The sequence below is a fragment of the Chryseobacterium electrogenes genome, assembly GCF_053553015.1.
Genome location: NZ_JBNPPB010000002.1, coordinates 1,307,757 through 1,334,472 on the forward strand (window position 1 = coordinate 1,307,757; position 26,716 = coordinate 1,334,472).

Here is a 26,716-nt window from a genome sequence, read left to right on the forward strand (position 1 = left end):
AATGATACAACAATTAGACTGAAACAAAAAACTTCTGCTAACATTGGTAATCGTTGCACAACTTCAATCTTCAGGTAAAAGATAAAATAAACGACCTCGTTTTAGCCTTTTTAAGCAAGGTTTTATAAAAGTTGTAAAGTTTAGTCAAAATAATATGCAAATTACTTTTCATATAGATTTTTTCTTTAATTTAGACAAACGGAAAAAGCATCGGCTCCGTTAGCTATAACCATTTCCAAACTCTCATTAATGAAGAAACTTTTTAAAATTTTAGGAATTATTTTAGGAATTTTCGTTGTGATTATTTTCTTTTCATATCAATTTTTCTTTACGAAAATCAATTTCGACGAAAATATTAAAAATGATCAAAGAATTAAAAATCTTAACAAAAAAGTATTTTGGAGTCTTGGAATTGAACAAATCAATAAACTTGATAAGATTTCAACTGATTTCACATTAGATGGAAAACAAAAAGATACAATCAATTTTACTTTTCACGCTTCTCAAAGTGAGAAGTATAAAAATATTGGACAATTTCAAATACACTTCTCTAAAGGTTTTAATGGAATAAATATTTTTCTATATCGTTTAAAAAATAGATTTAGAACCGGAATCGATGAATTTTCAGATAATGCCGTAGAAAATAAAAAGCGTTTTAAAATCATTTCTCAAAAACTGACTTTAGACAAAGAAAATTACAAAAAAAATGATAGTGTTTTTGGGAAATTAGAAATTCAATTTGAAGATTTAATAAATAACTCAGAAACCAATTCTATATCTTACTTTAGAGCAAAAATTAAATAAATTATGGCTACAGCTAACACGGGTAATCGTTGCACAACTTCAATCTTCAGGTAAAAGATAAAATAAACGACCTCGTTTAAGCATTTTTAAGCGAGGTTTTATAAAAGTTGGAAAGTTTAGTCAATATAATCTGCAAGTTGCTTTTCATATTGATTTTTTCTTTAATTTAGACAAACGGAAAAAGCATTTGCTTCGTTTCGGAATTCTTGAACTTCACAAAGCCGAGCCTCCATTAGCGGAAATATTACAACAAATCAACGTACAATGAAAGTGAAAATTTTATTTTTATCAATATTCTTATTCCTAATTGGTTGCAAAGAATACAAATTTTCCAAATTGGTGATAAAAATTGATAATGCAAATAAGAATAGTGGAAATCTTCCCTTAAGTGAATTATCCGTTTATAAAAATGGAATGTTATTTAAGAAAATCATTAACAAAGACGGTCTTTTCTTGGACAGTCCAATAAAATTAGATAGTATAGAGAAAGGAAATTATGAGTTTGAATATTATAACTTGTTTGGCGAGAAAACCAAGAAACAATTTATAATAAAAAATGAAAAGGAGATTGATACAATTGCGATTTTTCCTGATCAATTTGCCTTTGAAAAATATTCTTACAAATCAATAATAAAGAATTTGAAAAATAATTCTGTGGAAATTAAATATAATTCTCAAGGATGCTTTCATAAAATATCTGACTCAATAAAAATTTCAAATAAAAATGGAAATTATTTCATTCTACATAAAAATGTAGAAAAACAAATTGATAAAAAACAACTTGAAAATCTTATAAAATTTGAATCTCAACTCTATGCTATTCCGAGTGATGGTTTATGTACAAGTATAGAAAACTATTCAATAAAATTTGATAATAAAACTAAAGAAATTAGAAATGGATCTTGTGTTTGGAGTGGATGGAGAAATTTAGAGGACGAAATATTGAATAAAAAATGATACTACACATAATATAGAACTATGTAAAAAGCAAGAAAATCATTTTAAAATTGAAGCATGATTTTCTTGGTATTTTTTACCTGATTTCAAGATTCTCAAAGGCTGTTTTAATAAATATTAAAGCAAAAACCCTTTCAGATCTCTTATATGAAAGGGTGAGAATATTTATTAGATTTTAAGCTATTTATTCTTTGATTAATTTTTTTGTTACGGTACTTCCTGCTTTTGTTTCTGCTGTAATGATATAAATTCCTTTTTTCAGTGCCATAACATCCAGAGATTTTGTAGAAGCTGAGATTTGCTTCACAGTTCTTCCTGTTAGATCTGCTATTTTGATATTAGAAACTTCTTCGGAGAAGTTAACAATCGATTTTGCAGGATTGGGATAAAGTGAAATAGCTTTATTAGATACATCAATATTTTCCACACCTAATGTTGTTGCATTTCCTGTAGGGAATAAAACAATATGCGCATTAGAATTTCCTATAGCCGAAAAGCTCATATAATCATTTGCGCCACAACTACTCGCTTTTATATATCCAGGAGCCGTTTGACCATTAGAGTTGCCACCAAGGTAAAATCCTGTTGATGTTGACTGACCGCTAGGAGCAGAAACTACAACCAGCATCTCTGAAGATGAAACTGTTGCTGCTGTAACTAGAGGAACTTCTACTACCGTCCCAATCATAGCTGTAGTTATATTGACTGTTGCACCACCTTTATATGTAAGATTATTAGTTACTGCTCCCCCACTACTAGCATATACTTCTACATTAACCGGAAAATTAGTTGCGGTTCCTAATTGAAATCCTTGAACTGCAAAGCTAACTTTGGTTACTTGAAAACTACTATAACCCAATGTTGTAAGATTATACAAACGTGCAAAAGAATTAGCAGAAGTAACATTACTAGATCCACAAGCTTGAACTATGTTTGACGCTACATTATTATTTGTCGTTTGCAATAAATCGATCTGTGCAAATGATAAACATGGTAAAAGTATTAAAGCACTTAAAACCTTTTTTGTTTTTTTTAAATAGATTTTTATCATAACTATTGATTTTAAAAGATATTATTGATAATAGACGGGAATTAGCCTAAAGCAACTCCCTACACTAGATGAGTATTTTACTAATTTATTTAACAGGAACAAGTCTCCACATCTGTCCTGATACATTTTGTGTAGTATCCATAAAGGCACTACCTCCTTTGATCCCACCTGGTTTGTTGGCTTCTAAAGAGACTTTCTTATCACCACCCATTACACGCAATCTGTATATATGATCCCCATTAACACTGCTTACCAACTCCAAGACCCAAAGTTGACCCGACACATTTTTACAATCATCCATAAAAGAAGCTCCTCCATGTACGGGACTATCTTTTCCGTTAGCTTCTAGACATTTTCCGTCTCCTTGATCTTTCGATTTTAATCGATACCAACCTTTGTTAGTTGTATCTGCAACTAACTGCCACATTGTACCTGTAGCACCTTTTTGAGATGACATAAAAGATGCTCCATTCATTGTTTTACTTGCAGCGCCATTGCTTTCTAATGATAAGTCATCCCCAGTAAATTGAGTTCTTAGGTAATACCATCCTTTGTAATTTGGCGTAAAAGAATGACCTCGTTCTTGTGCAAATGATTGAGATGTAAAAGCAATCATTAAGAACACAAACATGTTTTTAAGTTTCATTTTGTAAAAGTTTTTTTAGCCTACTCTTTAATTGCATTTTCGGCTTCCTGCATTTTGTATTACAAATATGAACTGCTATTTTTTTATTTTAAAATTTATGGGACAGAATGGCAAATCAAGGGATATAAAGTGTGAACGGTAAGTAAAAATGCAGAGTTTTTGGCAATTAAGAGTACAGAGTTTTTGGCAACAATGTATGCATAGCTCACCTCAAAAGTATATTTTTAATTTGGATTTTCAAATAGCATTGTCCGATTTTCCATTCTGAAGCTTTTTCCAGTAAGATTTATTACTTCACATCTATAAAGCAAACGGTCTAACAATGCGGTTGCAATGACTTCATCGTCCAACATTTTAGCCCATTCCGTGGGTTTTTTATTGGTGGTTATGACGATGGACGTTTGTTCATATATTTGGTTTATAAAGTTAAAAAAGGTCACTGCCATGTTTTTTTCAAGCGGAAAAAGCATAATATCATCTAGCACAAGCAAATTTGCCTTTAGTAATTTTTTGTATTCAATCATCTGTGATTTCATAAAATCTTTCGTTTTTAGCGTAGTAAGAATTTCATCCATTGTTCTAAAATAGACCTTATAGCCTGCTTTAACCGCATCCATGGATAGCCCTGCAGCCAGTGCCGTTTTACCAGTTCCACTAGGACCCATTAGAACAATATTGAAGAGTTGATCAATCCAGTTTAACTCCCGTAGCTGGGCTAGGCGCTCAGATGGAAGCCCGTTCCTATCGGCTTGATAGAGGTCTAGGTTCGAGTTTCTAGGGAGTCCTGCTACTTTAGTTCGTCTTAGTTCGTCTTTTTTGTGGCGATGATCCGCTTCTGCTTCGAGTAATTTCAAGGTGTATTGTACGAACCCTAACTCTTGTTTTTCCGCGTAAGAGATCACATCCTCCAGCTGTGTGCTGACTGCCGAGAGTCTGAAGCTGTTACATAACTGCTTGATTTGTTGCTTTTGTGTTTCCATTTTTGTAATTGTGGTTTTTGGTTATCTTACATTCAAGAAAAAATCATCATAACTCCCTAGCTCACTTCTCTGGGGATTCGTTTGAGCTAAAAGCCTGCTAGTACCATCCAGTGGATTGAGCGCAATGATTTTAGGGTCTAATTGTACGACGTCTTGCTGTTCTTTTTCCAGCATAAGCACTAGAGCTTTAAAGTCCCTCGCACTCAGTATGTCATTTTGATAAGCGTAGTCCAATGCTCGGGATACTATGGAGCGCTCCGTCGTATTGACGATCACTTTGAGCGCCTGTATTTGATCACGAATATATCTGGGCTTGTGTGCCTGTATACGTTCTATCCAAAGTAGCGCTAACAGCTTATTCTCCATAAGATCACATAACTCACTCATCATCTCCATAATGGCTGTGTTTTTGTCACGCTTGTGATCTCGTGCAATGATTTTTTGACCTTTCAAAAGACAAATTTGATGTCGACAGAGCTCTGAGCGTTGGTCATTAAGCACAATAAGTTCGGTTGCCATGACCTTTACTTCAACTTGCGTGTTAGTCCCTTTGTAGGTTACAGAATGGAAGGCTATAAAAGTTTCCCTTGTAGGATATTTTGTTGTCCTTATGAACTGTATACATAAGTAAGGGCTGCGAAGGCAGTTCAATTGGATGCCATGGGTCTAAAAAGGGTCTCTCGATGTTAAGCTCCTGGTACGGTATAGCTTTGGTTGTGCCGTGCTGCAATGCGTTCGCCGTACGCCCTAGCCACTCCAGAGCTTCTATATTTAAAACCTCTAGATCTTTAAATGAACGATTGTACAGGAAATTTTTCTTCACATACCCCACCACATTTTCAACCTTCCCTTTAGATTCAGGATCTGCCTTTCTACAAAAATAGGTCGTAAAGCCGCGCTCTCGCACGTATCTCCGGAACTCATTGGTCAGTACAAGATCACCTAAGTTTTCTGAGACTAAGAATAATCGGTCTTGGTCATAAACAATTTCTTTGGGAACACCGCCAATGTGCTGGAATGCCACTTCGTGTGCACGGATGACATCAAATGCGGTAAAGGGAGTGTCTTGGAATAGAATGTACTTATAGCGTGAACGAGAGAGCACAAAAGTAAAGTATTGCACTTTACGAACCTTTCCGTTTGTTGTGCGCATATTGAAAAAACCGAAGTCTACCTGTCCTTGTAAACCGTAGCCTAATTCTGGAACCATTACATACTCCCTCTCTTTTTCCTTTTTTAGAATGGTGTAAGTAGACCGTACATGATGTACAAAATTGAAAACAGTCTTCTGACTTACACGAGGTATGTCAGGATAATGCTCTTTGAGCCAATCGTGCATCTGAGCCGCCGAGGTTTCAGGATAAACTTCTAATCGCTCTTTGACAAACTGGGTGTAAACTTCTAAAACTTTCTTCCTACCTTTGGGCTCCGAGAGCTTAACTGCGAATTCTTCTTCGCTCTGGGTGAGATAACGTTTGGCGGTACGCCAATCCATGCCGAGAAAATCAGCAATTTTTGAAATGGAAAAGCCTTCTCGACTCATCCGATTAACTTCATGATAGATCATAAGTTTGTTTAAATAATAGTTCATAATTACCTTGTCTTTATTGCATGACAAAGGTGGTTAATTCCTATGGGGCTGTATGCCCCATAGGGTGAACTATGTATTCATTGTTGCCAAAAACTCTGTATTTGTTCTTGCCATTTATTCTGTAGTCTTATTTACGAAAAGTTCTGTATTATTATTTACCGATTACAATATAAAGTGAATTATAATTGATTATTAATAGTAATCACAACAAAAAAACAAGGCATTCTTATATTAATATAAGAACGCCTTGTTTCGGTTATTGAAAAAAAATATTTGCTAAAAATTATAAAAACTGTTTTATTTTATCCAAATAGTTTTCTGAGATAGGAATATTAGCACTTCCAATAATAAGGCTTTTATTTGTAAATTTTTCTATCTTATTTTTATTCACAATATAAGCTCGATGGGTCTGAATGAAATTAGATTCAGAAAGTTCACTTAGTATATTTTTTATAGTAGATCGAATTTTATAGACTTTTTGATCAGTGTAAAATAGCAGATAATTACCCTCAGATTCTATATAATCAATTTTTTCTTCTTCTAGTTTTACGTTATAGTCGCCCTCTTTAACATAGATAAAAGCTTTTTGCTTAGGAAAATAAGCAGATTGTCTAATTGCGATCTCTACTGCCGCAATGAGATCACTATTTTTAAAAGGTTTTGTAAGGTAAGAATAAGGTGATGTGGCTATCGCTTTGTTGATAATGTCAGGATTTTCGTAGGCTGTCAGATAGATGAAAGGAATGGAGAACTTATCTTGAATCTGCTGCCCGAGAGAAATTCCGTTCTGCTCATTTTCTCCTAGATTAATATCCAAAATAACGAAACTAATTGCTTCTTTTTTTAATACATCTAAAGCTTCTGTTGCATTTTTGGCTTCCAAAACTTCGTAGCCATTCTCCAACAGCACTTTCTTAGAAAGCCTTCGGTTAAGAAAGTCATCCTCCACTATTAATATTGTTTTCTTGGTCATAGTTTTTTATTTGAAATATATTAATAATTCGAATCCATTATCTTTTTTAGTTTCTATAATTCCATTAATTTGATCAATCAATCCTTTTGTAATTTCAAGACCTAAGCCTTTATCATTGGTTTTATCAAAATCAAATCCATCACCGTTGTCAGAATAATACAATCTGCTTGTTTTTGTAATCTCATCTCTGGTGATTTCAATATTTATAATTCCTACACTTCTTTTTTTGAAAGCATGTTTTATACTATTACTAATTAATTCTACAAGTATCAATCCTATAGGTAGTGCTTTTTCTAACGATATTTCCTCTATCTCACAATTGACATTAAGGTTAATTCTCTTTTTATAATTATCGTAAGATTCTTTTACCAATTCAGAAAGTTCTGTCACATATACTTTTAGCTCAACTTCGTTGACACTGTCAGCAACATTCAGTTTTTTGTGAAGAAGCGCCATAGAGTGGATTCTGTTTTGATTTCCTCTTATCAGTTCGTCAATATTATTGAAGTCTACTGATTCTTTTTGGATTTCGAGAATACTGATAACATGTTGAAGATTATTTTTCACGCGATGTTGTAATTCTGATAATAGAACTTTCTTTTGCTCCAATGTTTTTACAAGCTCGTCTAATTGTCTGTTAATGATTTTATTTTGAGATTGGATCTGACGGTTTCTACGAATAATCGCTATAGTGCCAATGCTTAGTATGCTTAGCAAAATAATTATAAATAAAATTTGTTGATCTTTATTTTTAATGGTGACTTCTTTTTTATCGTTAAGATATTTTTCACTAATCTTTTTAATTTCTGAAACCTCCATTTTATCTTTTTCATCAATAATAATGTTATGGTATTGCTTAAAATAGTAAAATGCAGAATCTATATTTCCTTTTTTCTCGAAAAGTTGACTTCTAACATCATAAACCATGGGGCTTACGTATGATTTTTTCTTTTTAAGAAGAGCAATAGCAGAATCGCTGTATTTAAAAGCTAAGTCAGTTTGATTATGTCTTAACAATGTATGCGCCCCACCTGTAAGCTGATTTGCTGCTGAAGTGAAGTCTTCTATTTCTATAAATTCTTGCGCCGCCATAGAAGCGTATTTTATTGATGCTTTATAATTATCTCGTGATAAAAAACCGGCTAATAATAAATGTGCATCTCTTATTTCTCTTTTGTTTTGATATTTTTTGGCAAATTCTAGTCCTCTATATGCAAAATAAACCGCCGAATCTTTTTTATTTACTAACCTGTAATAGCTAGACATACGAATACAATATACACTGTAAACATTCTCAAGCTCATATTTTTTGTAAGTAGTAAAAACTTTGTCTAAGTACTTTTTACATAAAGCATATTCTCCTCCATTTTCATACATAATTGCAACAATCCAGCAAGCACGATAGATTCTTTCTGGCAATTTGTATCTCTCCGCTTCATCCAAAGCTTCTAATGCTATTTTCAATGCTTTATGATGTTCTCCATTCAAGGACACAAGAATGGATTTTTGCAACATTACATCTACTTTAAAACCTTTGTATTCTTTTGTATTATACTTTGTTGTGATAAGGTGATACAATTCATTTATTTCATTTGCTGCTTGATCATAATTACTATAATATTTATCCATCAAACTGTCGATCCTTACAACCTTTTTTTGTAAATAAGCATTTTGAGCCTGAACGACATATCCCGCAAACAAAAGAAACAATACAAAAAATTGATAAAATACTTTCATAATTATTTATGATTAGATCAAATATAAATATTCTAATGAATTACCTGTAATTTTTGGGACAGAAAATTGATTTTGGGGATAGACTTATTATAAAATGAAATTGCAAATATTTGAATACATAGAAATATAGTACGATGGAAAAAGATACCCCAGCAGCCCAAATTATGATACAATTGGATAGTTTATTAATCAATATAAATTGATGATAATGTTGATTAGCTAATACTGATTTTTTTATTTGCATATCAAAATCTTTCGAAAAAGGATTATATTTACTTAGCAATTAACATTTATTCAATATAATACATCTATAAAACTACCTATAGTTCAACGAATTATAACTCTATGACTTCTACATATTTTTCTATTTTAGCCTCCAAGTTACCTATAAATGACAACAAAGAACTTCTTCTACAATTAGAGCAAAAATGTAACCTTATCATTCTTAACAAAAATGAATCATTGATAGAATTCCAAGCTAAGAACAGGCAGATTTACTTTGTAGTCGAAGGCAGTTTCGTACGTAATATCGTGACATCAAAAGGTGAGGAGAAAACTATAATGTTTCATACTGATAGTTTTCATGAATTTTTCAAATCCTACGATACTATCTATTTCCACCAGAACACTAACTATACTATCAAAGCAAATGAAAGATCTGTGGTTCTCTCTTTTGATTTTGATTTTCTATTTGCACTTATACAAAAAGACAAGCAATTACTTGAGTACTATACACATAAAACTGAAGCGCTTTTTGTAACGCTAGACCTATTCAGAAATTTTCAATTAGGTCTTACTAGTGAAGAATATTTAACCTGGTTATATGAGAGTCATTCTTTTCTATTCAAAATTTTTCCAGCTCAAAACATTGCTAGCTTTATGGGTATTACTCCCGTTTGGTTAAGTAAACTAAAATCAAAAAATATTTATTAAATTAATTTAAGAATAATTAAATATTTGATTAATAAGTTTGAATCGTTAATTTTAAATCAGAAATAAAATGAAAACTTATGATTCAAACTCAGCCTGGAAAAAGTTAAATAATCTACTACCAAAGGAATTCCAAATCAAAAGTGAACAAGCTCCACTTGAGGAGATTTGGATATGGAAAGATAACAAGATCCATCTTGACAGGTATCCAAATCCTACATCGGAATATAGAATTTTTTTGCATCATGGTGTTGGTACAAACGGAAGACAGCTAAACATGATTTTTGGACATAAAATGGCTGAATTAGGCTATGATGTTGTCGCTATAGATAATCTTGGATATGGCATGACAGAGGTTAGTCAAAAAGATATAACATATAGCGACTGGGTAAATTGTTTTGCGGACTTCGTTAATTATGAGACAAAACGTGACTATAAAAAACCTATACTTTATGGATTAAGTGCAGGTGGTATGATCTGTTATAATGCATCTTGCTTTATGAATGAGGTCTATGGCATAATAGGTATGTGTTTTTTAAAAAATGATGATAAAATAGTTGGAAGAGAGACAGCTAAGTATGGTAGTACAAATTGGTTTATGTTCCCAATGATGAACCTTATGAAAAATATAGGTTTCAAAAGATTTTTAATACCTATGAAGGCTGTTTCTAAAATGAATTACCTCACAAACAATAATGAAGCTCTGAAAATATTCCTCAAGGATAAAGCTTCTGCTGCGGCAAAAGTCCAATTACAATTCTTGTACGAATATATGACCTACAGACTACCAATTTCTGTAGCTCAATATAATAAATGTCCTTTGTTACTAACTCAACCTGATGAAGATAGGTGGACACCATTAGAATTAAGCGAATTATCTATGAAAGGAATTAAGGTTCCATTTATTGTTAAAACCCTTGAAGGAGGTGGCCACTACCCAATGGAGTACAAATCTTTGAAACAACTGATTAGTTATGCTGACGAATTTATAAAATCATTGAAATAGTTTATGAAAACCCAGTAAATGAAATTACCATGGAAACAAAACAAAAACCTACAGAAGCTCACAAGACCCAAACAGCAGGAACAAGCAAAAACTCCTACAAAAAGACATTTCGGAAAAATGCTTGCACCATACAAATGCAAAAATATGTTTCCAACCATCAGAAAGAATTGTATTTTTGCCACCCGATTTTCATTTTCAGCCGGGTTTTATAGATTGTTTCAGATTTAGAAAGAAGCCTCTATTCTCGGTTGTTTTCTTAGCGAAATATAAACTGCCTGATGTTTATTTACAACTTCATAATCTAAACCTGCATGTCTAATAGCTTCTTCGCTAGTTGGATATTGCTCTATGATTTGTCACAAACCGTGCCATGCTTTCTGTTTAACGCTAAAAAATGAATAACGTCCTGTTCTCTTGTTGAAATTAATATTGTGTGCCATAATGCTAAATTTTTAATGATTTAAAAAAAAAATGATTGAATAAGTATTATCAAAATGCTAGGTCATCCTCTGCCACATTTTCCCCTATTTGTTCAGGAGTTGCGTTTTCGGTTCTCTTACTACTTCCATGCAATTTGATGTTAGAGGTATGGAAATTCAATCCTGCTTTAGGCTCTCCGTCATGGCCCGTCCACGCTCCCGTGCTTACTCGTCCTGTGAGTTCTACCAAAGTACCTTTTGTGAGTAGTGTGGCTACCTTTAATGAAATCCAATAAGAGCAGTCGAAATAGGTAGTTTGTTCAATGTGTTCGCCCTGCTTGCTTTTATAGCTATCGTTGGTTGCTACCGAAAAATTTACGACTTGTTTGTTCTGTGACGTTGTGCGTACTTCCGCATCTTTAGTAAGTCTTCCAATGATGTTCATAACCGTTCCTGTTTTAATGGTTTTAAAATTTGTGACTTTCACATTTCTCGCTTCCAGGTTCCAATCTTAATCAGCTTCGCTTCGCGTAATTTTTCCTAAAAGAAAAACCGGAAAAAAGAAAGCAGACTATCACGGTGGTCAAAAGGAAAAGCCAAAAGGAAACGGAATAATTGGTGAGTACCTTTAGGGAGGAAACCGTTTATGCCGTAGTCTTTTGGCTGGGATTAAGCTAGGATAACCGCCATAATTTAGCTGCCTTTTTACTGGTTGATTTTGGAATAATTTAATTTAAACTTTGGGGAGCTAATGGATAGGCCTAGAGGACTATCAAAACAGGGATCTCAGAAAATGAAACGCTGAGATAAGGTCAGAATTCTTTTTGAGATTTCTGATTGCATCTAAGAACAAAAACGTCTTTGAGCGGAAGGTTTGAATGGTGAAAAATTGTTTTTGATTCAAAAGATTACATCTCATCATTATTGATTATTTTTAACACAAAATACATCGATGAGTCGGACATATTCTAGTTATCACATCAATCTAAAATTTTGTTTTGCACTCGGAATTGAGAAGCAAATTTTACCAGATGATTTTCTAAAAAGTATTCCCAACTCAACTTTTCATTCTTGGAAGACCAAAAACATTACTGAATATTATGGTTCAAAATATAACGATATTCTTTCTGTACATATTGAGGAACTTAAAGTTCTTTCTGACCAAAAATTAGAAAAATCAAGAAGACTATTTGTTTCTTTTTGCAGATTTTATTTGACTTTAATGCAATTGATTGGAAAACAAAATTTAAACAAAATCCTAAAAGACAACCGAAAGAAAATCGTTCCAATGATTGAACATCTTATTTCATCTATTGGTATTCATCATAAAACATTAGTCTTAAAACTATTGAATATTTCGTCCAAACAATTTTCATGCTGGAAAACCTTAGAACAATACACTTGTAGAAATTCTTTAATTTGGTTATGTTACAAAAGAGTTCCTAGACAAATAAGCAAGGGTGAAATCGAGCTGATGAAAAAACTAATGTCCGCCAAAACTATGGTATATTGGTCTTCTGCTTCTGTTTGGGGATATGCCGTCAAAAACAAAATGATTAGTATAAGCAGACCAACTTGGTATTTGTATTGTAAAATATTAAAGCTTACAGAACTCGGATAATTCACAAAAAAGTAAAAAAGAAAATTTCTGTAAGAGCCAATTTTCCAAATCAGATTTGGCATATGGGCGTGAGTGTTTACAAAACTTTAGATGGCGTAAAGTATTATATTTACAGTATTATTGATAATTTTTCTAGAAAAATATTGGCTTTTGATTTTTCTACAGAACTTTCTGGAAAAATACGAATTGAAAGTTTAAAATCTGCTGTTGATTCTTTGAATCAGCAACAAGATATAGAATTAATTGTCGATGGTGGATCTGAGAATAACAACAAAACTGTCGCTGATTTTATTAAAGATTGTCATGTGAATTTGGATAAAAAAGTGGCATTGAAAGATGTTTTATATTCCAATAGCATGATTGAAAGCAGTTTTCGGACTTTAAAATCTAACTATCTGAAAACTGGAATTTCTAGTGACGATTTCCCTGATGAATTATCAAAAGTAATTGAAGACATCAATTACATACGCCCACATTATGCCCATTTGATTTACACTCTAGATGAAGTCTATCAAAATCCGAAACTTAAAAATATTTTCCCTAAACTTCAAGTACTAAAACAACAAAGATTGCTGGATAATAAAAATATAAACTGTGATTACAACTGCTAATCTTAGCAAAAACTAACAAGCTTCTTGAGTTTTCAAAAATTTTATCCTATAATTCTATAGAAAACTTCTAGTCCTTTTGGATAAAGTAACAAAACCAGCTTTGATATACCTGATTTTGTCTTCATCCGAATTTTAGAATGCTGTTTTCTTAGATTTCTTATTCTTGCCAAAACCCTCACAATAAATACTTTATGTATACTTTAGTATTTATAAAATCATTTTTAGTGACTATTGAAAATAGCTTACTCATAAAACAACAAAGCCAACTCATTTGAATTGGCTTTGTTGTTATTCTTTAATTGATAAAAAATAATTTTCTTTTCCAAGTTCGCTGCCTAATTCATAAGCTTTTCTATAATATTCTACAGCTCTATTTTTTTTATCTTTAATGTCTAATTCGTGTTCTATTATAAATCCTAAATTATTATAAGCATCAGCAAATCCCATAATTCCAGCTTTTAAATACCAATATATTCTTTTAAAACTATCAAAATAAGGGTTGGGATTACCAAATTGGTTTACAGGCTCATAACATTGGGCTAAATCATATAAGTCTTCTGAGTTATTTGAACTCTTGAATTTCTCTCTTATTAATTCTATACTATTCATATCTTAATTATTTAAGTCCAAAATGCTCTTTTTCGCCAGGTGTAGCAGGTTTAGAAACTTTTTTCCCACTTTGAGGATGTTTGTAAACAGCATTACCTGTTTTTTTGTATCTGGTTTAACGTGCTTGTAAGGATTATCAGTTCCCGATGTTTTCCCAGCAAACCCTCGCTCTCCTTTACCCCTTTGAGCAAAATCTACTTTTCTTTCTCCTAATACATTTACTGGCTTATTATATTCTGTATCATCTACAGCTTTTGGTGGCCCAGGAACAATAACTCCTTCTATGTCAATCACAGAAGCAGAAGTATCATCATAATTTCTCCTATTTTGTTCTGTATACGCATCATAAGCATTTTTAGTTGATTCTGCTGCTTTATAAGTAATATAACTAGCAATTATAATTTCGATAGCTTTTATTAATCCAGGAATAGCTGCTGTAAAAGCAAAAGTACTTTTTACTCCAGCTAATTGTACTTTGTTTCCATTATTAGAAGTAGAAGATTTTGCTTTTGCTGTAATTTTAACTTCGTCAATTTCAATCGGATTTTTATCTGTCCCAATTACCCCTCCTCCTGAACCATTAGTAGACTTTGCTTCTTCACCTTCCATTCCTGTAGGATCCCAAAAATTAATTGGATTGTTCCAAACATAACTGTAAACCTCATGTGTATATTGACTTCTTGGATCTACCACACCCCATCTTCCGATATCCGGCATATAGAATCTTGCTCCGTAGTCGTACATTCCAGTTTCTTGGAGTTCCTTGCCGTTGTACTTGTAGATGTATAATTCCGCTCACTTTTCAGAAAAACACCTACTCAAGTCTTTCTCACGCGATACTCTACACTATGAACGCCTGCTCTTGCTCGCTTTTTCAAAGATATAAGTTTCAACTGAACAAAAAAATAGGGTTTTTACTGTTTTTATTTTCAATTGAAAAAAACAAGTGTGTTTATTGAAATATGGAAAACTCACCCCAGCTTTTCCCTCGGAGTTTCCCACATTCCAACAAAGTTTTCACAACAACAGCGACAACTTTTTAAAAATTTATAGGTGTAAAAAATCTTTACAGGTAACTGATAAAGATGTATAATTTTTATGCACCTTTTATCCCAACGTATATAAAATCTATGCAGGTAAACGTGAGCAAAAAAGACACAGGTTTTGCGATAGCCTGCGTAAAATAGATACAGGTAGGGGATTATTCAGCGAGTGTACAAAAATTGTACACTCAGCTATAAAATAGCCCCAGTCTGATAACTGTGTAAAAAAGCCCCAGCTGTCACTTTACTGATTTTAGACCTCTAAAAAGTATATTTACAAAAAATGTATATTGATTTTCAATCGATTATAAAATATTTACATTTTGATGCCCGATTTTTCAGACCTCTAAAAAACAACACCGATTTGAACAGCAAGAGTGTCTTTTTTGCAAAAAGGGGAAAAAACTTCGGAACTCGTTTTTTTTTCTGCTATCTCTTTTGTAAAATATGCGTTGGATTTTATCTTCGATTTACTATCTTTGGATTATGGATTTTTGGACAATCATCGGTATCATTTCTTCTATTTTAGGGATTCTCTCTTTCCTAAAAAATGATATTGTTTCCGTAATCTCATTTTAAAAAAAAGTATTGTTTGTCTTTTTCTTAAGACAACAATACTGTAAATCGTCAGCATAAAGTGGACTAAAAGTAGTAAAAATTAGTGGAGTATTTTCAAAAGAATTAATTATTAAATTTGATTATTATGAGAACACTAAAAAAGTAAACACCAGAGACTTACCTCAAAGACATTCGCAGAAAAACGCGTCGTATTTTTACTGCCGAACAGAAGATTTTAGTAGTTATGGAAGCCCTTCGAGCCGAGACTTCTATTGCCGAACTCTGTCGTAAACATGGGATCCAGGAATCTACTTTCTACAAATGGAACAAAGAATTTATCGAAGCGGATAAGAAGCAACTCTCCAGTGACACCACGCGAGAAGCGACTTCAGACGAAGTTGCCCAATTGCGAGAATAAAACTGCCGTTTGAAAGAATCCGTTGCCGATTTGGTCATTCGGTATGATATTATAAAAAAAGTTTGGAAATTCTGAGATAGTTTACAAATACAAGAAGTATATTAGATTATCAGCAGAAGAAAAGCTAGAAATCATCCGTATGGTGACGATAAGTGAAGTTGGTGTTAATCGAACACTTCGAGAACTAGGAATCCATAAAAGCACGTTCTACAAATGGTACAATCGGTATTTGAAAGAAAGTGAATCGGCATTTTATTCTTTTTCCCCTACTTTTATGCGCAAACAATGGAATACAATTCCTGAAGATGAAAGAAAACTCGTAGTAGAAGTCGCTTTAGAAGCCCCTGAGCTTTCCAGCAGAGAGTTAGCACATAAAATCACCGATGAGCAGGGTGTTTTTATTTCAGAATCCAGTGTTTATAGAATACTCAAGAAAAGTGGGTTCATTACCGCTCCCTCTCATATTTTGATTGCAGCAGCGAATGAATTTAAAGACAAAACAAACTTTGTACACGAAATGTGGCAGACGGATTTTACGTACTTTAAAATTATCGGTTGGGGTTAGTATTATCTCAGTACTGTGATTGACGATTTTAGTCGCTATATCGTCCATTGGGAGCTTTGCAAACATATGAAAATAGCAGATGTAAAAAGAACGGTGGACAAAGCAGTTAAAAAAGCCAATCTAAAAAATGGTCAAATGCCAAAGCTCTTATCAGACAACGGGTCTTGCTATGTCGCTCAAGAAGTAAAAAACTATTTGCAAGACGAATACGAAATGAAATAAATTCATGGCAAACTAGCTCACCCACAAACACAGGGAAAAATTGAACGCTACCACAGAACCATGAAAAACATAGTGAAATTACACCATTATTACAGTCCGGAAGAGCTAGAAAAAGCATTAGAAGAATTTGTTAACAAATACAACAATGAACGTTACCACGAATCTCTTCAAAACCTCACTCCAGCTGATGTTTACTAAGGAAGAAAAGACGAAATATTAAAAATTAGACAACAAATTAAACAAGAAACTTGGCAACGGAGAGAACAACTTTATCAACAAAATAAATTGAATTTTGCAGCAACTTGATCCAAATTATGTTTTTTCTAACTATATTTGAAAACCTAAACACTCCACTTCATGTGGTATACTTTCTTTTGAAGACGTACACCATAAGAAACAAGTCAAAATGCTGGCCTATCTTATCTCAAGGAAACACGTCCCCATCAAAAAGAAAAATTATCCTGAGCAAAAAGATGATATGTACTTTGGAACCTGGATTGATGCAGAAGGACAGTGTTTTGATACGGCTCATTTTCCGGACAGCCTTAGAAAATTTCCTTGTAAAGAAGGAGGAATCTATCTTTTGCTAGGTACAGTCGAAGTGGATTATTACTTCCCTACTATTACTATAATAAAGATGGCTAAAATGCCACTTATTCCTGATCCTCGATATTCAATGGATAAAGACAAATCTCAGGAAATTCAAAGAAGTCTTCGGGAGGATGTGAGTATGACTCATCGTAGTCCATATCCTCAGCAACATGAAATTGGTTTACCCAGAGGCAAGATGAGTTAACTATTTTCAAAAAAGGAATGGAGAACTAATTCTCTCCAAATTTAGCAGTAATGTCATTGTAATACTATTTCCAAATATAATCAACTCAATCTTGCCACTTAATTACCAAACTGGAATTTAGTAACTCCCTCTATAAAACTATCATCAGCATAATCATAAACAAAAGTGACACTATATCTTGCCCTTGTCAAAGCTACATATAATTTTGCCCTGTCTAAAGCATCCTTCTTTGTAATTTTACCGGTCACCTTTTCTTTGGTATTTTTTTTATCAATCTTGTTCTTAAATATTGAATAATAGGTTTTGTAGGATAAATTAAAACTCTATTAAATCCTAATCCTTTGCAATTACCAAAATTCCATTCCGGTGGAATTGCCAACTGATGCCTCAATATAACTGGCTTATAAAGTGATTGATATTTTTCGACATGATCACTTTTTATAATAAAAATCCATGAATGCTCATCAACATAGCTTCTACATTCTACACACTGACAAGGATAACTTTTTTCCAATTCCGGGAAAAGTTTAGATGAAAAATTACAAATTTCTACGTTGTTTCTATGATAAAAACGAAGTGATGTTTCATCAATTTTACAATATTTACTACAGTTATCTATGATAAATTGCTTGATATTACCATCCTTATATTTACTATTTTTCCGTTCGTTATGCGTCAGATACGTTACTTGCCTTGGATCACCCACTAAAATTGATTTTATATTACTTTTAAAAATCAATTTGAGAAATTACTAAAATAATTGACCAATACGATAAAGACTCTAAATTTTAATATCTAATTTATGAATTATTAATGTATCATATTCCGAAGTGTATGAAAAGGACCCTATGCTTGGTATTCCCCATTTCGTAGAGATAAAGGTTTAGATAATTGTTCTAAATTTTAGGTGTTCAATTTAAACTGAAGCTACATAGCCAATACAACTGATATTTCTAGAATAGGTTAAGAAAATCTGTCTACTTTTTTATAGGAATTCCAAAAATAGATATAAAATTCAAAATTGATTAGATTTCACTATTGATTTCAGAAATAGCAGGAAGTCTGTCCACTGCTATTTTACCATTTAAATTCAATGGGAAATTTTTAATAAAAATAAACTCAAATTTTATATAAACAGCAGATAACAGATCATTTAATAATAGTAAAAGTTCTTTCTTCAGCTGATCAGTTTTATCCTGGTTTATTAAATAAGTCTCATCGACAGGAACGATGTAAATATTGAGTACATGGGTATCATTTGCCTTTTTTTGAATAGTTACAAATGATGAAAGGACCTCGTTATGAATAGCAATATTATTTTCTATGTCGGTCAATAAAATGATACCCTCTCCTACTACAAGCTTCCTTTCCAAACGTCCCAGACATTCCAATTCCCCCCGGCTGTTCCAACGTCCTAAATCTCCGGATTTATACATCCGTTTTCTTTCAAAAAAGGCATCGGGAACAAATCTTTCGATATTCATATTCGGGTTGTCCATATACTCCTTTGCAAGGCCATTTCCTGCAATATAAATTTCTCCAACCTCATCTCCATCAACCGGAATTAACAAACTGCTTAACAAATATATGTGTGAATTACTAATAGGTTTACCGACAGGGATCAATCCTGTCATATTATTATTTTTATCAAATTCATAGATCATACAGCCTACAGTAGCTTCGGTAGGACCATACTCATTATATATTTTTATTTTTTCACCAAATAACTGAATAATTTTATGGCATAATTTTGCGCTTAAATCCTCTCCTCCTACAATAAAAGCTCTTACACTGCTATTAAAATGCTGCTGTTGAGAAACCGCAGATGTTGCAACGGAAAGTAATTGTGAGGGAGTTAATTTGATGATATCTACTTTATTTTCTTTAATAGCCTGCAAAACGGGTGTTTCTTCTTCATCACCTGTATATACAACAATTGATCCGCCACTCACTAACGGAACAAAAAGAGAAGTGATAGTAAGATCGAAAGAAACAGAGGTTATCAGGGGAAAAGTACAGGCAACCCCGTTGCAATATTTATTCATGGCCCAAAAGCAGTAATTGACCAATGATCTGTGAGATATGGCAACACGTTTTGGTCTGCCTGAAGTTCCCGAAGTATACATAACGTATGCCGTACTTTCTACATTGATCTGATCTTTTATTTCCCCACTTTTGTTCTTCCCATTTGTCAGTAACGATACATCAACAAGACAAACAAGGACTCTGCGATTAAAAGAGTAATTCACATATACTGCATTACTCGTAAGAATCAAACCGGGATTGCTATCTGAAACCATATAATGAACGTGGGAAACTGCTGATCTTATGTCAATGGGGATATAATAGTGTCCTGATCTTTGTACGGCCAGCATAGCTGCCAGTAGTTGAAATCCCGGCTCCAATAAAATAACAATAGCGGTCCCTTTCTCAAGTTGGTAATCTCGCAGCACCTCTGTTAGTCGATCGACCTCTGCCCCTAATTCTAAATAGGTATATTGTTTATCTTTTTCTACAATTGCAATATTCTGTGGAACAGATTTTACCTGCTCAAAAAACAGATCTGATAAAGTATATTGATCAGGAAAATCACTAAATGTGTTATTATAATTACTAAGATCTTTTTTTACAGATATCAAATTAATATTTGGGGCTATTTCTTGTTGCTTCATATATTAAAATCATTATTATTTGGTAAAACCTAAAAACAGACAAAGTATAAGGACAGTATTTTCAGGTAAATGTATTAACCTTGTTTTTGTTGTAAACATATATGATAAAACCTATGGAAACTATAGTTCCCAATACGGAAGGTAAAAACTGACTGAAGGGGTGATATTGTGGAAGAACCGTCCCTGTAAATGCTGACAATATACCACTAAAAGCACTTGTCATTTTTAGTATGTGTTCATATATCCACAAATTCCCATATCTGTCTGCTGGAATCAGATAACGAATAAAATCATAGGCAACCATTAATAATAAGTAGCCCACGGTACTATAGATGATTGCTGGAGACCAGATAAAACCAATTGATTTTAGATAATACATAAAATAGCCCATGGTTATTAATGTAGCCAGAGCAACCATAATATCCAGCAGATATGGCTTATTTGATTTAGATTTTAATACCCGATAACCGGAAAAACCCAGATATGCGCTTAACATAGTAATAACCAAAAGAAATATATTTCTTCCAAACACAAAAACCCCAACCAGCCCGGTAAGGACAACAACGGCAAGAAAAGAAAGAAAAATAAGCCCGGCCTTACGATGATTTTTTTTTCCTTTTTTTGTTAAAATAGAAACTAATCCTGCTATAAGAGCTATCGATCCTGCAAAAACATGTATAATAACATTCGCCTGATGTAAAAATGAGTAATCTTTCATTGTCAAAATGCTAATTAAATAATAAAAGCTATAACTACTAAAAATAATCAAATGATTTTAATGCTTCTGTAATATACCGTGGATCCGTAAAATTTTCAAGGGCTTTAATACCCTGCAATAGTTCATCAGAAGTGTTATGGCTCATAATAATGCTACTTCTGATAGGTAGAATCGGCATCCAAGTAATCGGTTTAATATAACTTATATGTGGATTCTTCTGAAGTTCTTCTAAAAGATCTCCTTCCGGAAGAATGTTCAGTGGAAATTGAATCGCATATTTATGCTCCTTTATAACCAAATCTTTCCGGATAGCATTATTGATACAGATATGAGTAAGTTCTTTATATACATCTACTCCTCCGGCGGCATTGCATAATCTTGTTACTCCTGATATTCTTGGATTGATCTCCATAATAAGAGGCTCTCCGTTAATAATCAGAAATTCAAATTCAGCGGCTCCCTTTAGCTGAAGCTGCATAACTACCTCATACACAATATTAATTATTTTACTTTCAATGGCGGATCCCGATTTGTAAGGTGAAATTCTAGGTCTATATGCAGGATGTTCAATGATGTTTAATCTTGTTTCTCCTTTGTATACCAATGGTTGAAAAAACATTTCATCATTCCAGGCAATTACTTCCACGCTAATTTCTGAACCGGAAAGAAAGGGTTCGGCAAACAATCCTTTTTTAATATTTTTAGTGACATATTTAACCAGTTCCTCTTCGGTATTTATTATTCTCACGCCCATGCCTGTGTAGCTTTTGCGCTCTTTAATAATTATTGGAAAGCTATATTCTTTTACAATATCATTAATATCTTCAAGATTATTAATGGATTTACCTGGCGTAACGGGAATATTAAAATGACTGAGAATAAATTTTGTTAACCATTTATCAAATGTACTTTCCATTGTAGCAGGTGAATTAGCTACAATATTGACAAGAATTTTGTGATTGATAATATAATCTTTTACTAAGCTATCCCTAACTCCTTCCGGTTCTAAAAGAGATATAGGTAAGATTCCGCTGACATTTTCTTCTAACGCAATCTTAATGATCTCAAAATAAGATAAATTGTTTACTGACCGAATATCAAATTCTTCATTTAGGTTTTCAAGAGGGAGCCAGTCTGTATAATTATGTGTCTTCACAAAAATAGGATGCCATCCCAACAGCTCACACTCATTTTTTATTTCAGAAATTCCATCTGTTTCAATTATAAGTAGTTTTTTCATGTCTATTTAATTTTTAAGATTGAGCTTCCCATTTAAAAGTTTTTATAGAAATAATACTGAAAACAATAATTAATGTAAAAATGATAACATAATTTGAGCTGTTACCACTAAAAGTAGCATTGTAATTAACTGCATTACGCATGGCATTTGTAAAATAAGTAAGCGGATGGAAAACTGATATATACTGCAATATTTTAGGTAATGTTTCAATAGGTATGAATACCCCGCATAAAAAAGAGGCCGGAAAATTTAAAAACCTGATAATATTATTTCCGGAGTCTACACTGGGAACAATATTGGCAATTGTAATCCCCAGCAATATAAATAAAAACCCACAACTCACTATTAATAAACTAATTTGAAAATAGTTACCCGTGAATACATAGCCAAAAACTAACCAGGCGATAAAAATATATAAAATGGCCTGCAACAATAATAATATAAAATAGCTGGTGATAAAGCCAATCAGAAATTCATACTTTTTAAGGGGGGTAATCTTCAGGCGTTTTAAAACATCAGACTTTCGGAAATACAGTAGAGACATTGCTCCAGTAAATGATAAGCCCATCACAGAAAAAACAAGCACCCCTGGAAAAATAGACTTAAAATAGTTTATGTTTTTGGATTTTACAGTTTGTGTTTTCAGGCTAATTTGTGAAATAATTTTTTTGGAAGTATTATTTGTATTAAGTATAGCGATCTTAATACCCGGTTCAATCATTTTTACCCACATCATGTTTTCTGAACTCCCATATATTTGTAATTGTTTATGTTTAGATATGGTGTCAGTTACAGAATCTTTCAGAGCTTCAAAAGGCTGATTAATTTTTATTCCTGCAATGATTTCACCCTTTTCAACAGCCTTAAAAAGAGCAGTTGTATCATTAAACTTTTTAACTTTTATAGCAAGATCATTATCAAGAGTTTTTATAAACTGATTTGAAAAGTTGGACTTTAAATTATCATAAACACCTATTGTACTAACATCAAAACGGTTACTAACATAAAAGCCAAGCATAACCATTAAGAAGGCATTAAAGAAAAAACTGAAGAAAAGATTGAGTTTATCTCTGAGAAAAATAACAATAAATATTCTGGATACTACGATAATATTTCTCATAAGATTTCATTTTTTTTATTCACCATAGATGCTGTATACATCATAAAAACATCTTCCAGATTTGAAGACCTCACACTGACATCACTTATGCTCTTATGATTAAGCTTAGTCCACTCAAAAAATTCATTTAGAGTCTTTCCTATGTCATAGGTGTAAATAAATATTTTTTCTTCTGTATATTTTACTTTAAATCTGTTACACAGTTCCTCTAAATCTGTCTGGCTAAGCATTTCAATTCCGCTCACTAAGATTGTTTTCTCATTTTCAAGCTTTTTTATCAGATTGTATGGCGTATCATAAGCCACAATTTTCTTGTTGCCAAGAATTAATATCCTGTCACAGATTTCCTGTGCTTCATCCAAATAATGAGTAGTAACCAAAATCGTAACCCCTAGCTTTTTCAAATCGTTAATTATTGTCCATAACTCTCTTCTTGCAATGGGGTCCAATCCTGTAGTAGGTTCATCCAAAAAAAGAATCTTGGGATCATTGAGTATTGCAAGACACAAATTAAATCTCTGGTATTGTCCTCCTGATAAATGTTTTACTTTTTTGTGTATCGCATCAGCAAGACTCACCCTTTCCAAGAGTGCGGAATTATTAGTTTTGACATTATAGAGGGTTTTAAAAAGGGTAAGGGTTTCATCTAATGTTATACTACCTATAAGACTTGTCCTCTGTAATTGAATTCCGATTTCCTGCTGAACGCTTTTATAATGTTTATCTATTGATTTGCCCAGTACATTGATTGAGCCGATTTCTATTTTTCTCAACCCTTCAATACTTTCAATTAGGGTACTTTTACCAGCTCCATTAATCCCGGCAAGACCTACTACTTCGCCTTTGTATATGTTAAATGAAATATCATCCAGAATTTGGATGCCATTGTAACTCTTACTTAGGTTTGTAACTTGTATAACAATAGGTTTTTCCATTTAATTACTTATTAGTTCTTTTTCTAAAACATTAATCGCTAATTTTTCTTTCTCATTGATCTCATCCAGCAATTGGTAAAAATAAGATTTCTCTTTCCATATTTCATGGGTTCCCGGATCTTTAATCAGTATGTTCAGACACTTTTGAAACTCTATCCATAATCTACCCAGATCGTAATAGATTTGTGATGATTGATAAAAACCATTACGCTCCATTCTTTCAGACGCTTCATTTAGAAAAATAGAATACTGTGTTCTGAATGCCCCTTTGGTAGCATGGCCATTGGTTACTCCCATCATAAACAGTCTTGCATTATCTATTATTTCAGTATCAGTGAATATCTCTCTCCAGTTCTTTACATTACCTGTAAATCTGTCAATTGCTTGAAATCCAGACTTGTGAGCAAGATGTTTTTCTGAATACTTATACACACTGATGACTTTACGGATCGCAAGCTTGACGGACATATGGTACGGAAATATAGTCTCCGGAAAATAAAACTCCATATGCTTGTTTGCCGGCAAAGTAGGCCCAGAGCATCTGGCTTTTACAAAATCATCTATTTTCATGCTTACAGGGTTAAACTGCGGACTGTCATAAAGGAATATCTGACCACTCGACAAATCATAACCATATACTACCATCATATGTGATGGAATATACTTAATGAATTCCTTCGAGGTACGTTTCATTAACCCTTCACAATACAAAGGATCCATCATTACCGGAACAGGCATATTGCTGTCAATCAATTCGAATACTCTGTGCAGTGATTTCTCCTGATCCGAAAACTCAAATTCTTCACCATATGTACCTGTATTTGACAATAGAGAATAGAAAAGCTGTGAAGAAATAAATTCAATTCTGTAGTTCTTTTCAAAGGGGTTGTAGCCATAGGCAAATTGAAGCCCTGATCCAAGACCTATAATCTGTTCAGGACCAAAATTCAATCCATTATGTCTATACATTCCGCTTAATGCAGTTACTATACAGGACCCGCCTGGCTTATGCTTATAATCGTTTATTATTACTGGGGTATGTTCCATTTATACCATTGTATTAAAATTGTCAATACTTTCACTTTCGACTTCAATAAGCGCTTCATAACATTGTAAAAGCATCTCTCCTGAAAGTGAATCATCATTTATGATTTTAAAAAATAATTTCCAAACCTCTATTCCTTTTAATAAACTTTCTTTTATAGCCCGGATATAATCCCATTCATCCATAAAATTTAATTTATCAAGAGCTTTAGTATAATCCTGCTTAAGTTTAATTATTCCTTCTTTATTTCGCCATAAGTACTGATGTTGTACAGGTAATTCATATCCTTCAATCTTTTTTTCTATACCATTTTTTAAAAACTCCAATACAGTATTTCCGGTAAGTAATGATTTATTATTTGACCTTAAATTTAAATTTTGTTTATCAAGGGCTGATTTGATTTTTATTTTGATAAGCTCTTCTGAAAAGGTATTTTTTGAGGGAATGATCCTAAACAAATCCGTATTTATATTACCGGTTTCACTGTACCAATGATCCATAAAATGTCTTTTCGGAATCGTTATTTGATTTTCTTCTGAGAAAACCAGAGATATCTTTATACTATCGGTCTCGTTATCATCATTTGAAATTTTATCAATTATGGCTAATACAGGCTGATGAGCCACTTCATACAGGTCATTAACTGCGCTATTATTTGTATTTGATAAAATGCTCTCAGCGACTTTAACTAAGGTCTTTTTTCGATTGCCATGCCTGTACTTAAGATAGTCGAAACTATCTTTAGAATTGGCTCTGCTTGGTATAAATAAAAAATTGGTATTAACAGAGAAATTCTCAAGATACAAAGGGTTCAAATACGAAATTTCGTTCCTTTTAATGGGAAAATAATTCTGTTTTTCCGAAATATTCAAGCCTAACCACAAAGGGCTGCAAAGTATCAGACAAATGTCTGCATCCATCTCTACAGAATAATCCTTTAAAACTGTTGAGATACAATATCCTATATCATTTTGACTGTTGTACATGATCAGATTTTATAAAATATTGGGGATATACTTTTTCTGCCTGTTTAATTTTGGAAAGATAAAAATTAGGCATCAACAGTTTTAGTTTTAGTTCTTTGTTTGCAATCAGAAGGGAAATTTTTGCTGTAGCAAAAATTTTCGATGGGTTTTTCCTGCAACTGATCGTATTGTGCATTGTAAATAAAGCAAATTGATTGTATTCCATTACTGTGCTGACGATAAGCTCATCATCCCATTTTACATTGTTTTTATACAAAAACACTAGCTTATGGATAGGATTATACAGATCAATTTCAAATAATTGCTTACGGGAGATCTCCAATACCTGCTCTACAAAATTAAAATTAGCCTCCTCAACCCAAGGTATAAATCTGGAATGATGAACAATTAAAAGAGAATCTATTTCACAAAATCTAGGTTTAATTAAAATTTCGTTCAATTCAAGTGTTTTAGAGATAATCAT

General features: G+C 32.7%; 25 protein-coding genes and 3 pseudogenes. 8 read left to right on the forward strand and 20 right to left on the reverse strand.

The window, feature by feature from the left end; genetic code table 11:
* Positions 1-249: 249 nt before the first annotated feature.
* Both ACQQ6V_RS06020 and ACQQ6V_RS06025 read left to right on the forward strand, forming a co-directional pair.
* Positions 250-804: a hypothetical protein gene (locus ACQQ6V_RS06020; protein WP_448844651.1), complete on the forward strand. Its 555-nt coding sequence runs from the start codon at positions 250-252 to the stop codon at positions 802-804.
* A 264-nt stretch (positions 805-1,068) separates the two neighbouring features.
* Positions 1,069-1,761, forward strand: a complete 693-nt coding sequence (locus ACQQ6V_RS06025; RefSeq protein WP_448844652.1) for a hypothetical protein — start codon at positions 1,069-1,071, stop codon at positions 1,759-1,761.
* A 184-nt stretch (positions 1,762-1,945) separates the two neighbouring features.
* On the opposite strand, the gene ACQQ6V_RS06030 is transcribed toward ACQQ6V_RS06025, so the two are convergent.
* The 7 genes from ACQQ6V_RS06030 to ACQQ6V_RS06060 form a co-directional block, all read right to left on the reverse strand.
* Positions 1,946-2,812: a T9SS type A sorting domain-containing protein gene (locus ACQQ6V_RS06030; RefSeq protein WP_448844653.1), complete on the reverse strand. Its 867-nt coding sequence runs from the start codon at positions 2,810-2,812 to the stop codon at positions 1,946-1,948.
* Positions 2,813-2,897: 85 nt separating this feature from the next.
* On the reverse strand, positions 2,898-3,458 hold the full coding sequence (locus ACQQ6V_RS06035; RefSeq protein WP_448844654.1) for an RICIN domain-containing protein: 561 nt from the start codon (positions 3,456-3,458) through the stop codon (positions 2,898-2,900).
* Positions 3,459-3,682: 224 nt separating this feature from the next.
* Positions 3,683-4,438 carry an IS21-like element helper ATPase IstB gene (gene istB, locus ACQQ6V_RS06040; protein ID WP_448844655.1) on the reverse strand — a complete coding sequence of 252 codons (756 nt, stop codon included), beginning with the start codon at positions 4,436-4,438 and terminating at the stop codon, positions 3,683-3,685.
* A 21-nt stretch (positions 4,439-4,459) separates the two neighbouring features.
* Positions 4,460-4,957 carry a hypothetical protein gene (locus ACQQ6V_RS06045; RefSeq protein ID WP_448844656.1) on the reverse strand — a complete coding sequence of 166 codons (498 nt, stop codon included), beginning with the start codon at positions 4,955-4,957 and terminating at the stop codon, positions 4,460-4,462.
* A gap of 22 nt (positions 4,958-4,979) precedes the next feature.
* The gene (gene istA, locus ACQQ6V_RS06050) at positions 4,980-6,029 is read right to left on the reverse strand and encodes an IS21 family transposase (protein WP_448844657.1); all 1,050 of its coding nucleotides are present in this window, start codon (positions 6,027-6,029) and stop codon (positions 4,980-4,982) included.
* Between the two features lie 283 nt (positions 6,030-6,312).
* Entirely contained in the window at positions 6,313-7,002 is a 690-nt protein-coding gene (locus tag ACQQ6V_RS06055) for a LytR/AlgR family response regulator transcription factor (protein ID WP_448844658.1), read from the reverse strand.
* Between the two features lie 6 nt (positions 7,003-7,008).
* Positions 7,009-8,739 carry a sensor histidine kinase gene (locus tag ACQQ6V_RS06060; RefSeq protein WP_448844659.1) on the reverse strand — a complete coding sequence of 577 codons (1,731 nt, stop codon included), beginning with the start codon at positions 8,737-8,739 and terminating at the stop codon, positions 7,009-7,011.
* A gap of 345 nt (positions 8,740-9,084) precedes the next feature.
* Between ACQQ6V_RS06060 and ACQQ6V_RS06065 the strand changes: the two genes are divergently transcribed.
* Positions 9,085-9,672, forward strand: a complete 588-nt coding sequence (locus ACQQ6V_RS06065; RefSeq protein ID WP_448844660.1) for a Crp/Fnr family transcriptional regulator — start codon at positions 9,085-9,087, stop codon at positions 9,670-9,672.
* Between the two features lie 67 nt (positions 9,673-9,739).
* Complete coding sequence (locus ACQQ6V_RS06070; RefSeq protein WP_448844661.1) at positions 9,740-10,675, forward strand: alpha/beta hydrolase; 936 nt, start codon at positions 9,740-9,742, stop codon at positions 10,673-10,675.
* 287 nt (positions 10,676-10,962) lie between these two features.
* On the opposite strand, the pseudogene ACQQ6V_RS06075 reads toward ACQQ6V_RS06070, so the two are convergent.
* Together ACQQ6V_RS06075 and ACQQ6V_RS06080 are read right to left on the reverse strand one after the other, a co-directional pair.
* Positions 10,963-11,115 (reverse strand): annotated as a pseudogene (locus tag ACQQ6V_RS06075) (DUF932 domain-containing protein); the annotation flags it as partial.
* A gap of 49 nt (positions 11,116-11,164) precedes the next feature.
* Positions 11,165-11,539, reverse strand: coding sequence for a single-stranded DNA-binding protein (locus ACQQ6V_RS06080; protein WP_448844662.1), 375 nt, complete (start codon positions 11,537-11,539; stop codon positions 11,165-11,167).
* Between the two features lie 507 nt (positions 11,540-12,046).
* Here ACQQ6V_RS06080 and ACQQ6V_RS06085 point away from each other — a divergent pair.
* A complete protein-coding gene (locus ACQQ6V_RS06085) occupies positions 12,047-12,715 on the forward strand; it encodes a hypothetical protein (RefSeq protein WP_448844663.1) in 669 nt (222 codons plus the stop codon).
* Positions 12,716-12,768: 53 nt separating this feature from the next.
* Positions 12,769-13,326: a DDE-type integrase/transposase/recombinase gene (locus tag ACQQ6V_RS06090; RefSeq protein WP_448846176.1), complete on the forward strand. Its 558-nt coding sequence runs from the start codon at positions 12,769-12,771 to the stop codon at positions 13,324-13,326.
* Positions 13,327-13,614: 288 nt separating this feature from the next.
* On the opposite strand, the gene ACQQ6V_RS06095 is transcribed toward ACQQ6V_RS06090, so the two are convergent.
* The gene (locus ACQQ6V_RS06095; protein WP_448844664.1) at positions 13,615-13,935 is read right to left on the reverse strand and encodes an SEL1-like repeat protein; all 321 of its coding nucleotides are present in this window, start codon (positions 13,933-13,935) and stop codon (positions 13,615-13,617) included.
* A gap of 3 nt (positions 13,936-13,938) precedes the next feature.
* The gene (locus ACQQ6V_RS06100) at positions 13,939-14,718 is read right to left on the reverse strand and encodes an RHS repeat-associated core domain-containing protein (protein ID WP_448846177.1); all 780 of its coding nucleotides are present in this window, start codon (positions 14,716-14,718) and stop codon (positions 13,939-13,941) included.
* Positions 14,719-15,726: 1,008 nt separating this feature from the next.
* Here ACQQ6V_RS06100 and ACQQ6V_RS06105 point away from each other — a divergent pair.
* Both ACQQ6V_RS06105 and ACQQ6V_RS06110 read left to right on the forward strand, forming a co-directional pair.
* Positions 15,727-17,047 (forward strand): annotated as a pseudogene (locus ACQQ6V_RS06105) (IS3 family transposase).
* Positions 17,048-17,126: 79 nt separating this feature from the next.
* Positions 17,127-17,537 (forward strand): annotated as a pseudogene (locus ACQQ6V_RS06110) (DNA polymerase III subunit alpha); the annotation flags it as partial.
* Positions 17,538-17,781: 244 nt separating this feature from the next.
* On the opposite strand, the gene ACQQ6V_RS06115 reads toward ACQQ6V_RS06110, so the two are convergent.
* The 9 genes from ACQQ6V_RS06115 to ACQQ6V_RS06155 all read right to left on the reverse strand — a co-directional run bounded on the left by ACQQ6V_RS06115 (position 17,782) and on the right by ACQQ6V_RS06155 (position 26,716).
* Positions 17,782-18,276 (reverse strand): hypothetical protein, encoded by a 495-nt coding sequence (locus tag ACQQ6V_RS06115; protein WP_448844665.1) that lies wholly within the window; start codon positions 18,274-18,276, stop codon positions 17,782-17,784.
* Between the two features lie 286 nt (positions 18,277-18,562).
* Positions 18,563-20,209: an AMP-binding protein gene (locus ACQQ6V_RS06120; protein WP_448844666.1), complete on the reverse strand. Its 1,647-nt coding sequence runs from the start codon at positions 20,207-20,209 to the stop codon at positions 18,563-18,565.
* 61 nt (positions 20,210-20,270) lie between these two features.
* Entirely contained in the window at positions 20,271-20,927 is a 657-nt protein-coding gene (locus ACQQ6V_RS06125) for a hypothetical protein (RefSeq protein WP_448844667.1), read from the reverse strand.
* A gap of 37 nt (positions 20,928-20,964) precedes the next feature.
* Positions 20,965-22,167 (reverse strand): ATP-grasp domain-containing protein, encoded by a 1,203-nt coding sequence (locus ACQQ6V_RS06130; RefSeq protein ID WP_448844668.1) that lies wholly within the window; start codon positions 22,165-22,167, stop codon positions 20,965-20,967.
* A 13-nt stretch (positions 22,168-22,180) separates the two neighbouring features.
* Positions 22,181-23,287, reverse strand: a complete 1,107-nt coding sequence (locus ACQQ6V_RS06135; protein ID WP_448844669.1) for an ABC transporter permease — start codon at positions 23,285-23,287, stop codon at positions 22,181-22,183.
* Positions 23,284-24,222, reverse strand: coding sequence for an ABC transporter ATP-binding protein (locus ACQQ6V_RS06140; RefSeq protein ID WP_448844670.1), 939 nt, complete (start codon positions 24,220-24,222; stop codon positions 23,284-23,286). The genes ACQQ6V_RS06135 and ACQQ6V_RS06140 overlap by 4 nt, the downstream gene beginning before the upstream one ends.
* Positions 24,223-25,269 carry a BtrH N-terminal domain-containing protein gene (locus ACQQ6V_RS06145; RefSeq protein WP_448844671.1) on the reverse strand — a complete coding sequence of 349 codons (1,047 nt, stop codon included), beginning with the start codon at positions 25,267-25,269 and terminating at the stop codon, positions 24,223-24,225.
* The gene (locus ACQQ6V_RS06150; protein WP_448844672.1) at positions 25,270-26,253 is read right to left on the reverse strand and encodes a hypothetical protein; all 984 of its coding nucleotides are present in this window, start codon (positions 26,251-26,253) and stop codon (positions 25,270-25,272) included.
* On the reverse strand, positions 26,234-26,716 hold the full coding sequence (locus ACQQ6V_RS06155; protein WP_448844673.1) for an acyl-CoA thioesterase family protein: 483 nt from the start codon (positions 26,714-26,716) through the stop codon (positions 26,234-26,236). The genes ACQQ6V_RS06150 and ACQQ6V_RS06155 overlap by 20 nt, the downstream gene beginning before the upstream one ends.

Coding starts and splice junctions, on each gene's coding strand:
- ACQQ6V_RS06020 (WP_448844651.1), top strand. CDS start 250: ATGAAGAAACTTTTTAAAATTTTAGGAATTATTTTAGGAATTTTCGTT.
- ACQQ6V_RS06025 (WP_448844652.1), top strand. CDS start 1,069: ATGAAAGTGAAAATTTTATTTTTATCAATATTCTTATTCCTAATTGGT.
- ACQQ6V_RS06030 (WP_448844653.1), bottom strand. CDS start 2,812: ATGATAAAAATCTATTTAAAAAAAACAAAAAAGGTTTTAAGTGCTTTA.
- ACQQ6V_RS06035 (WP_448844654.1), bottom strand. CDS start 3,458: ATGAAACTTAAAAACATGTTTGTGTTCTTAATGATTGCTTTTACATCT.
- istB (WP_448844655.1), bottom strand. CDS start 4,438: ATGGAAACACAAAAGCAACAAATCAAGCAGTTATGTAACAGCTTCAGA.
- ACQQ6V_RS06045 (WP_448844656.1), bottom strand. CDS start 4,957: ATGGCAACCGAACTTATTGTGCTTAATGACCAACGCTCAGAGCTCTGT.
- istA (WP_448844657.1), bottom strand. CDS start 6,029: ATGAACTATTATTTAAACAAACTTATGATCTATCATGAAGTTAATCGG.
- ACQQ6V_RS06055 (WP_448844658.1), bottom strand. CDS start 7,002: ATGACCAAGAAAACAATATTAATAGTGGAGGATGACTTTCTTAACCGA.
- ACQQ6V_RS06060 (WP_448844659.1), bottom strand. CDS start 8,739: ATGAAAGTATTTTATCAATTTTTTGTATTGTTTCTTTTGTTTGCGGGA.
- ACQQ6V_RS06065 (WP_448844660.1), top strand. CDS start 9,085: ATGACTTCTACATATTTTTCTATTTTAGCCTCCAAGTTACCTATAAAT.
- ACQQ6V_RS06070 (WP_448844661.1), top strand. CDS start 9,740: ATGAAAACTTATGATTCAAACTCAGCCTGGAAAAAGTTAAATAATCTA.
- ACQQ6V_RS06080 (WP_448844662.1), bottom strand. CDS start 11,539: ATGAACATCATTGGAAGACTTACTAAAGATGCGGAAGTACGCACAACG.
- ACQQ6V_RS06085 (WP_448844663.1), top strand. CDS start 12,047: ATGAGTCGGACATATTCTAGTTATCACATCAATCTAAAATTTTGTTTT.
- ACQQ6V_RS06095 (WP_448844664.1), bottom strand. CDS start 13,935: ATGAATAGTATAGAATTAATAAGAGAGAAATTCAAGAGTTCAAATAAC.
- ACQQ6V_RS06120 (WP_448844666.1), bottom strand. CDS start 20,209: ATGAAGCAACAAGAAATAGCCCCAAATATTAATTTGATATCTGTAAAA.
- ACQQ6V_RS06125 (WP_448844667.1), bottom strand. CDS start 20,927: ATGAAAGATTACTCATTTTTACATCAGGCGAATGTTATTATACATGTT.
- ACQQ6V_RS06130 (WP_448844668.1), bottom strand. CDS start 22,167: ATGAAAAAACTACTTATAATTGAAACAGATGGAATTTCTGAAATAAAA.
- ACQQ6V_RS06135 (WP_448844669.1), bottom strand. CDS start 23,287: ATGAGAAATATTATCGTAGTATCCAGAATATTTATTGTTATTTTTCTC.
- ACQQ6V_RS06140 (WP_448844670.1), bottom strand. CDS start 24,222: ATGGAAAAACCTATTGTTATACAAGTTACAAACCTAAGTAAGAGTTAC.
- ACQQ6V_RS06145 (WP_448844671.1), bottom strand. CDS start 25,269: ATGGAACATACCCCAGTAATAATAAACGATTATAAGCATAAGCCAGGC.
- ACQQ6V_RS06150 (WP_448844672.1), bottom strand. CDS start 26,253: ATGTACAACAGTCAAAATGATATAGGATATTGTATCTCAACAGTTTTA.
- ACQQ6V_RS06155 (WP_448844673.1), bottom strand. CDS start 26,716: ATGATTATCTCTAAAACACTTGAATTGAACGAAATTTTAATTAAACCT.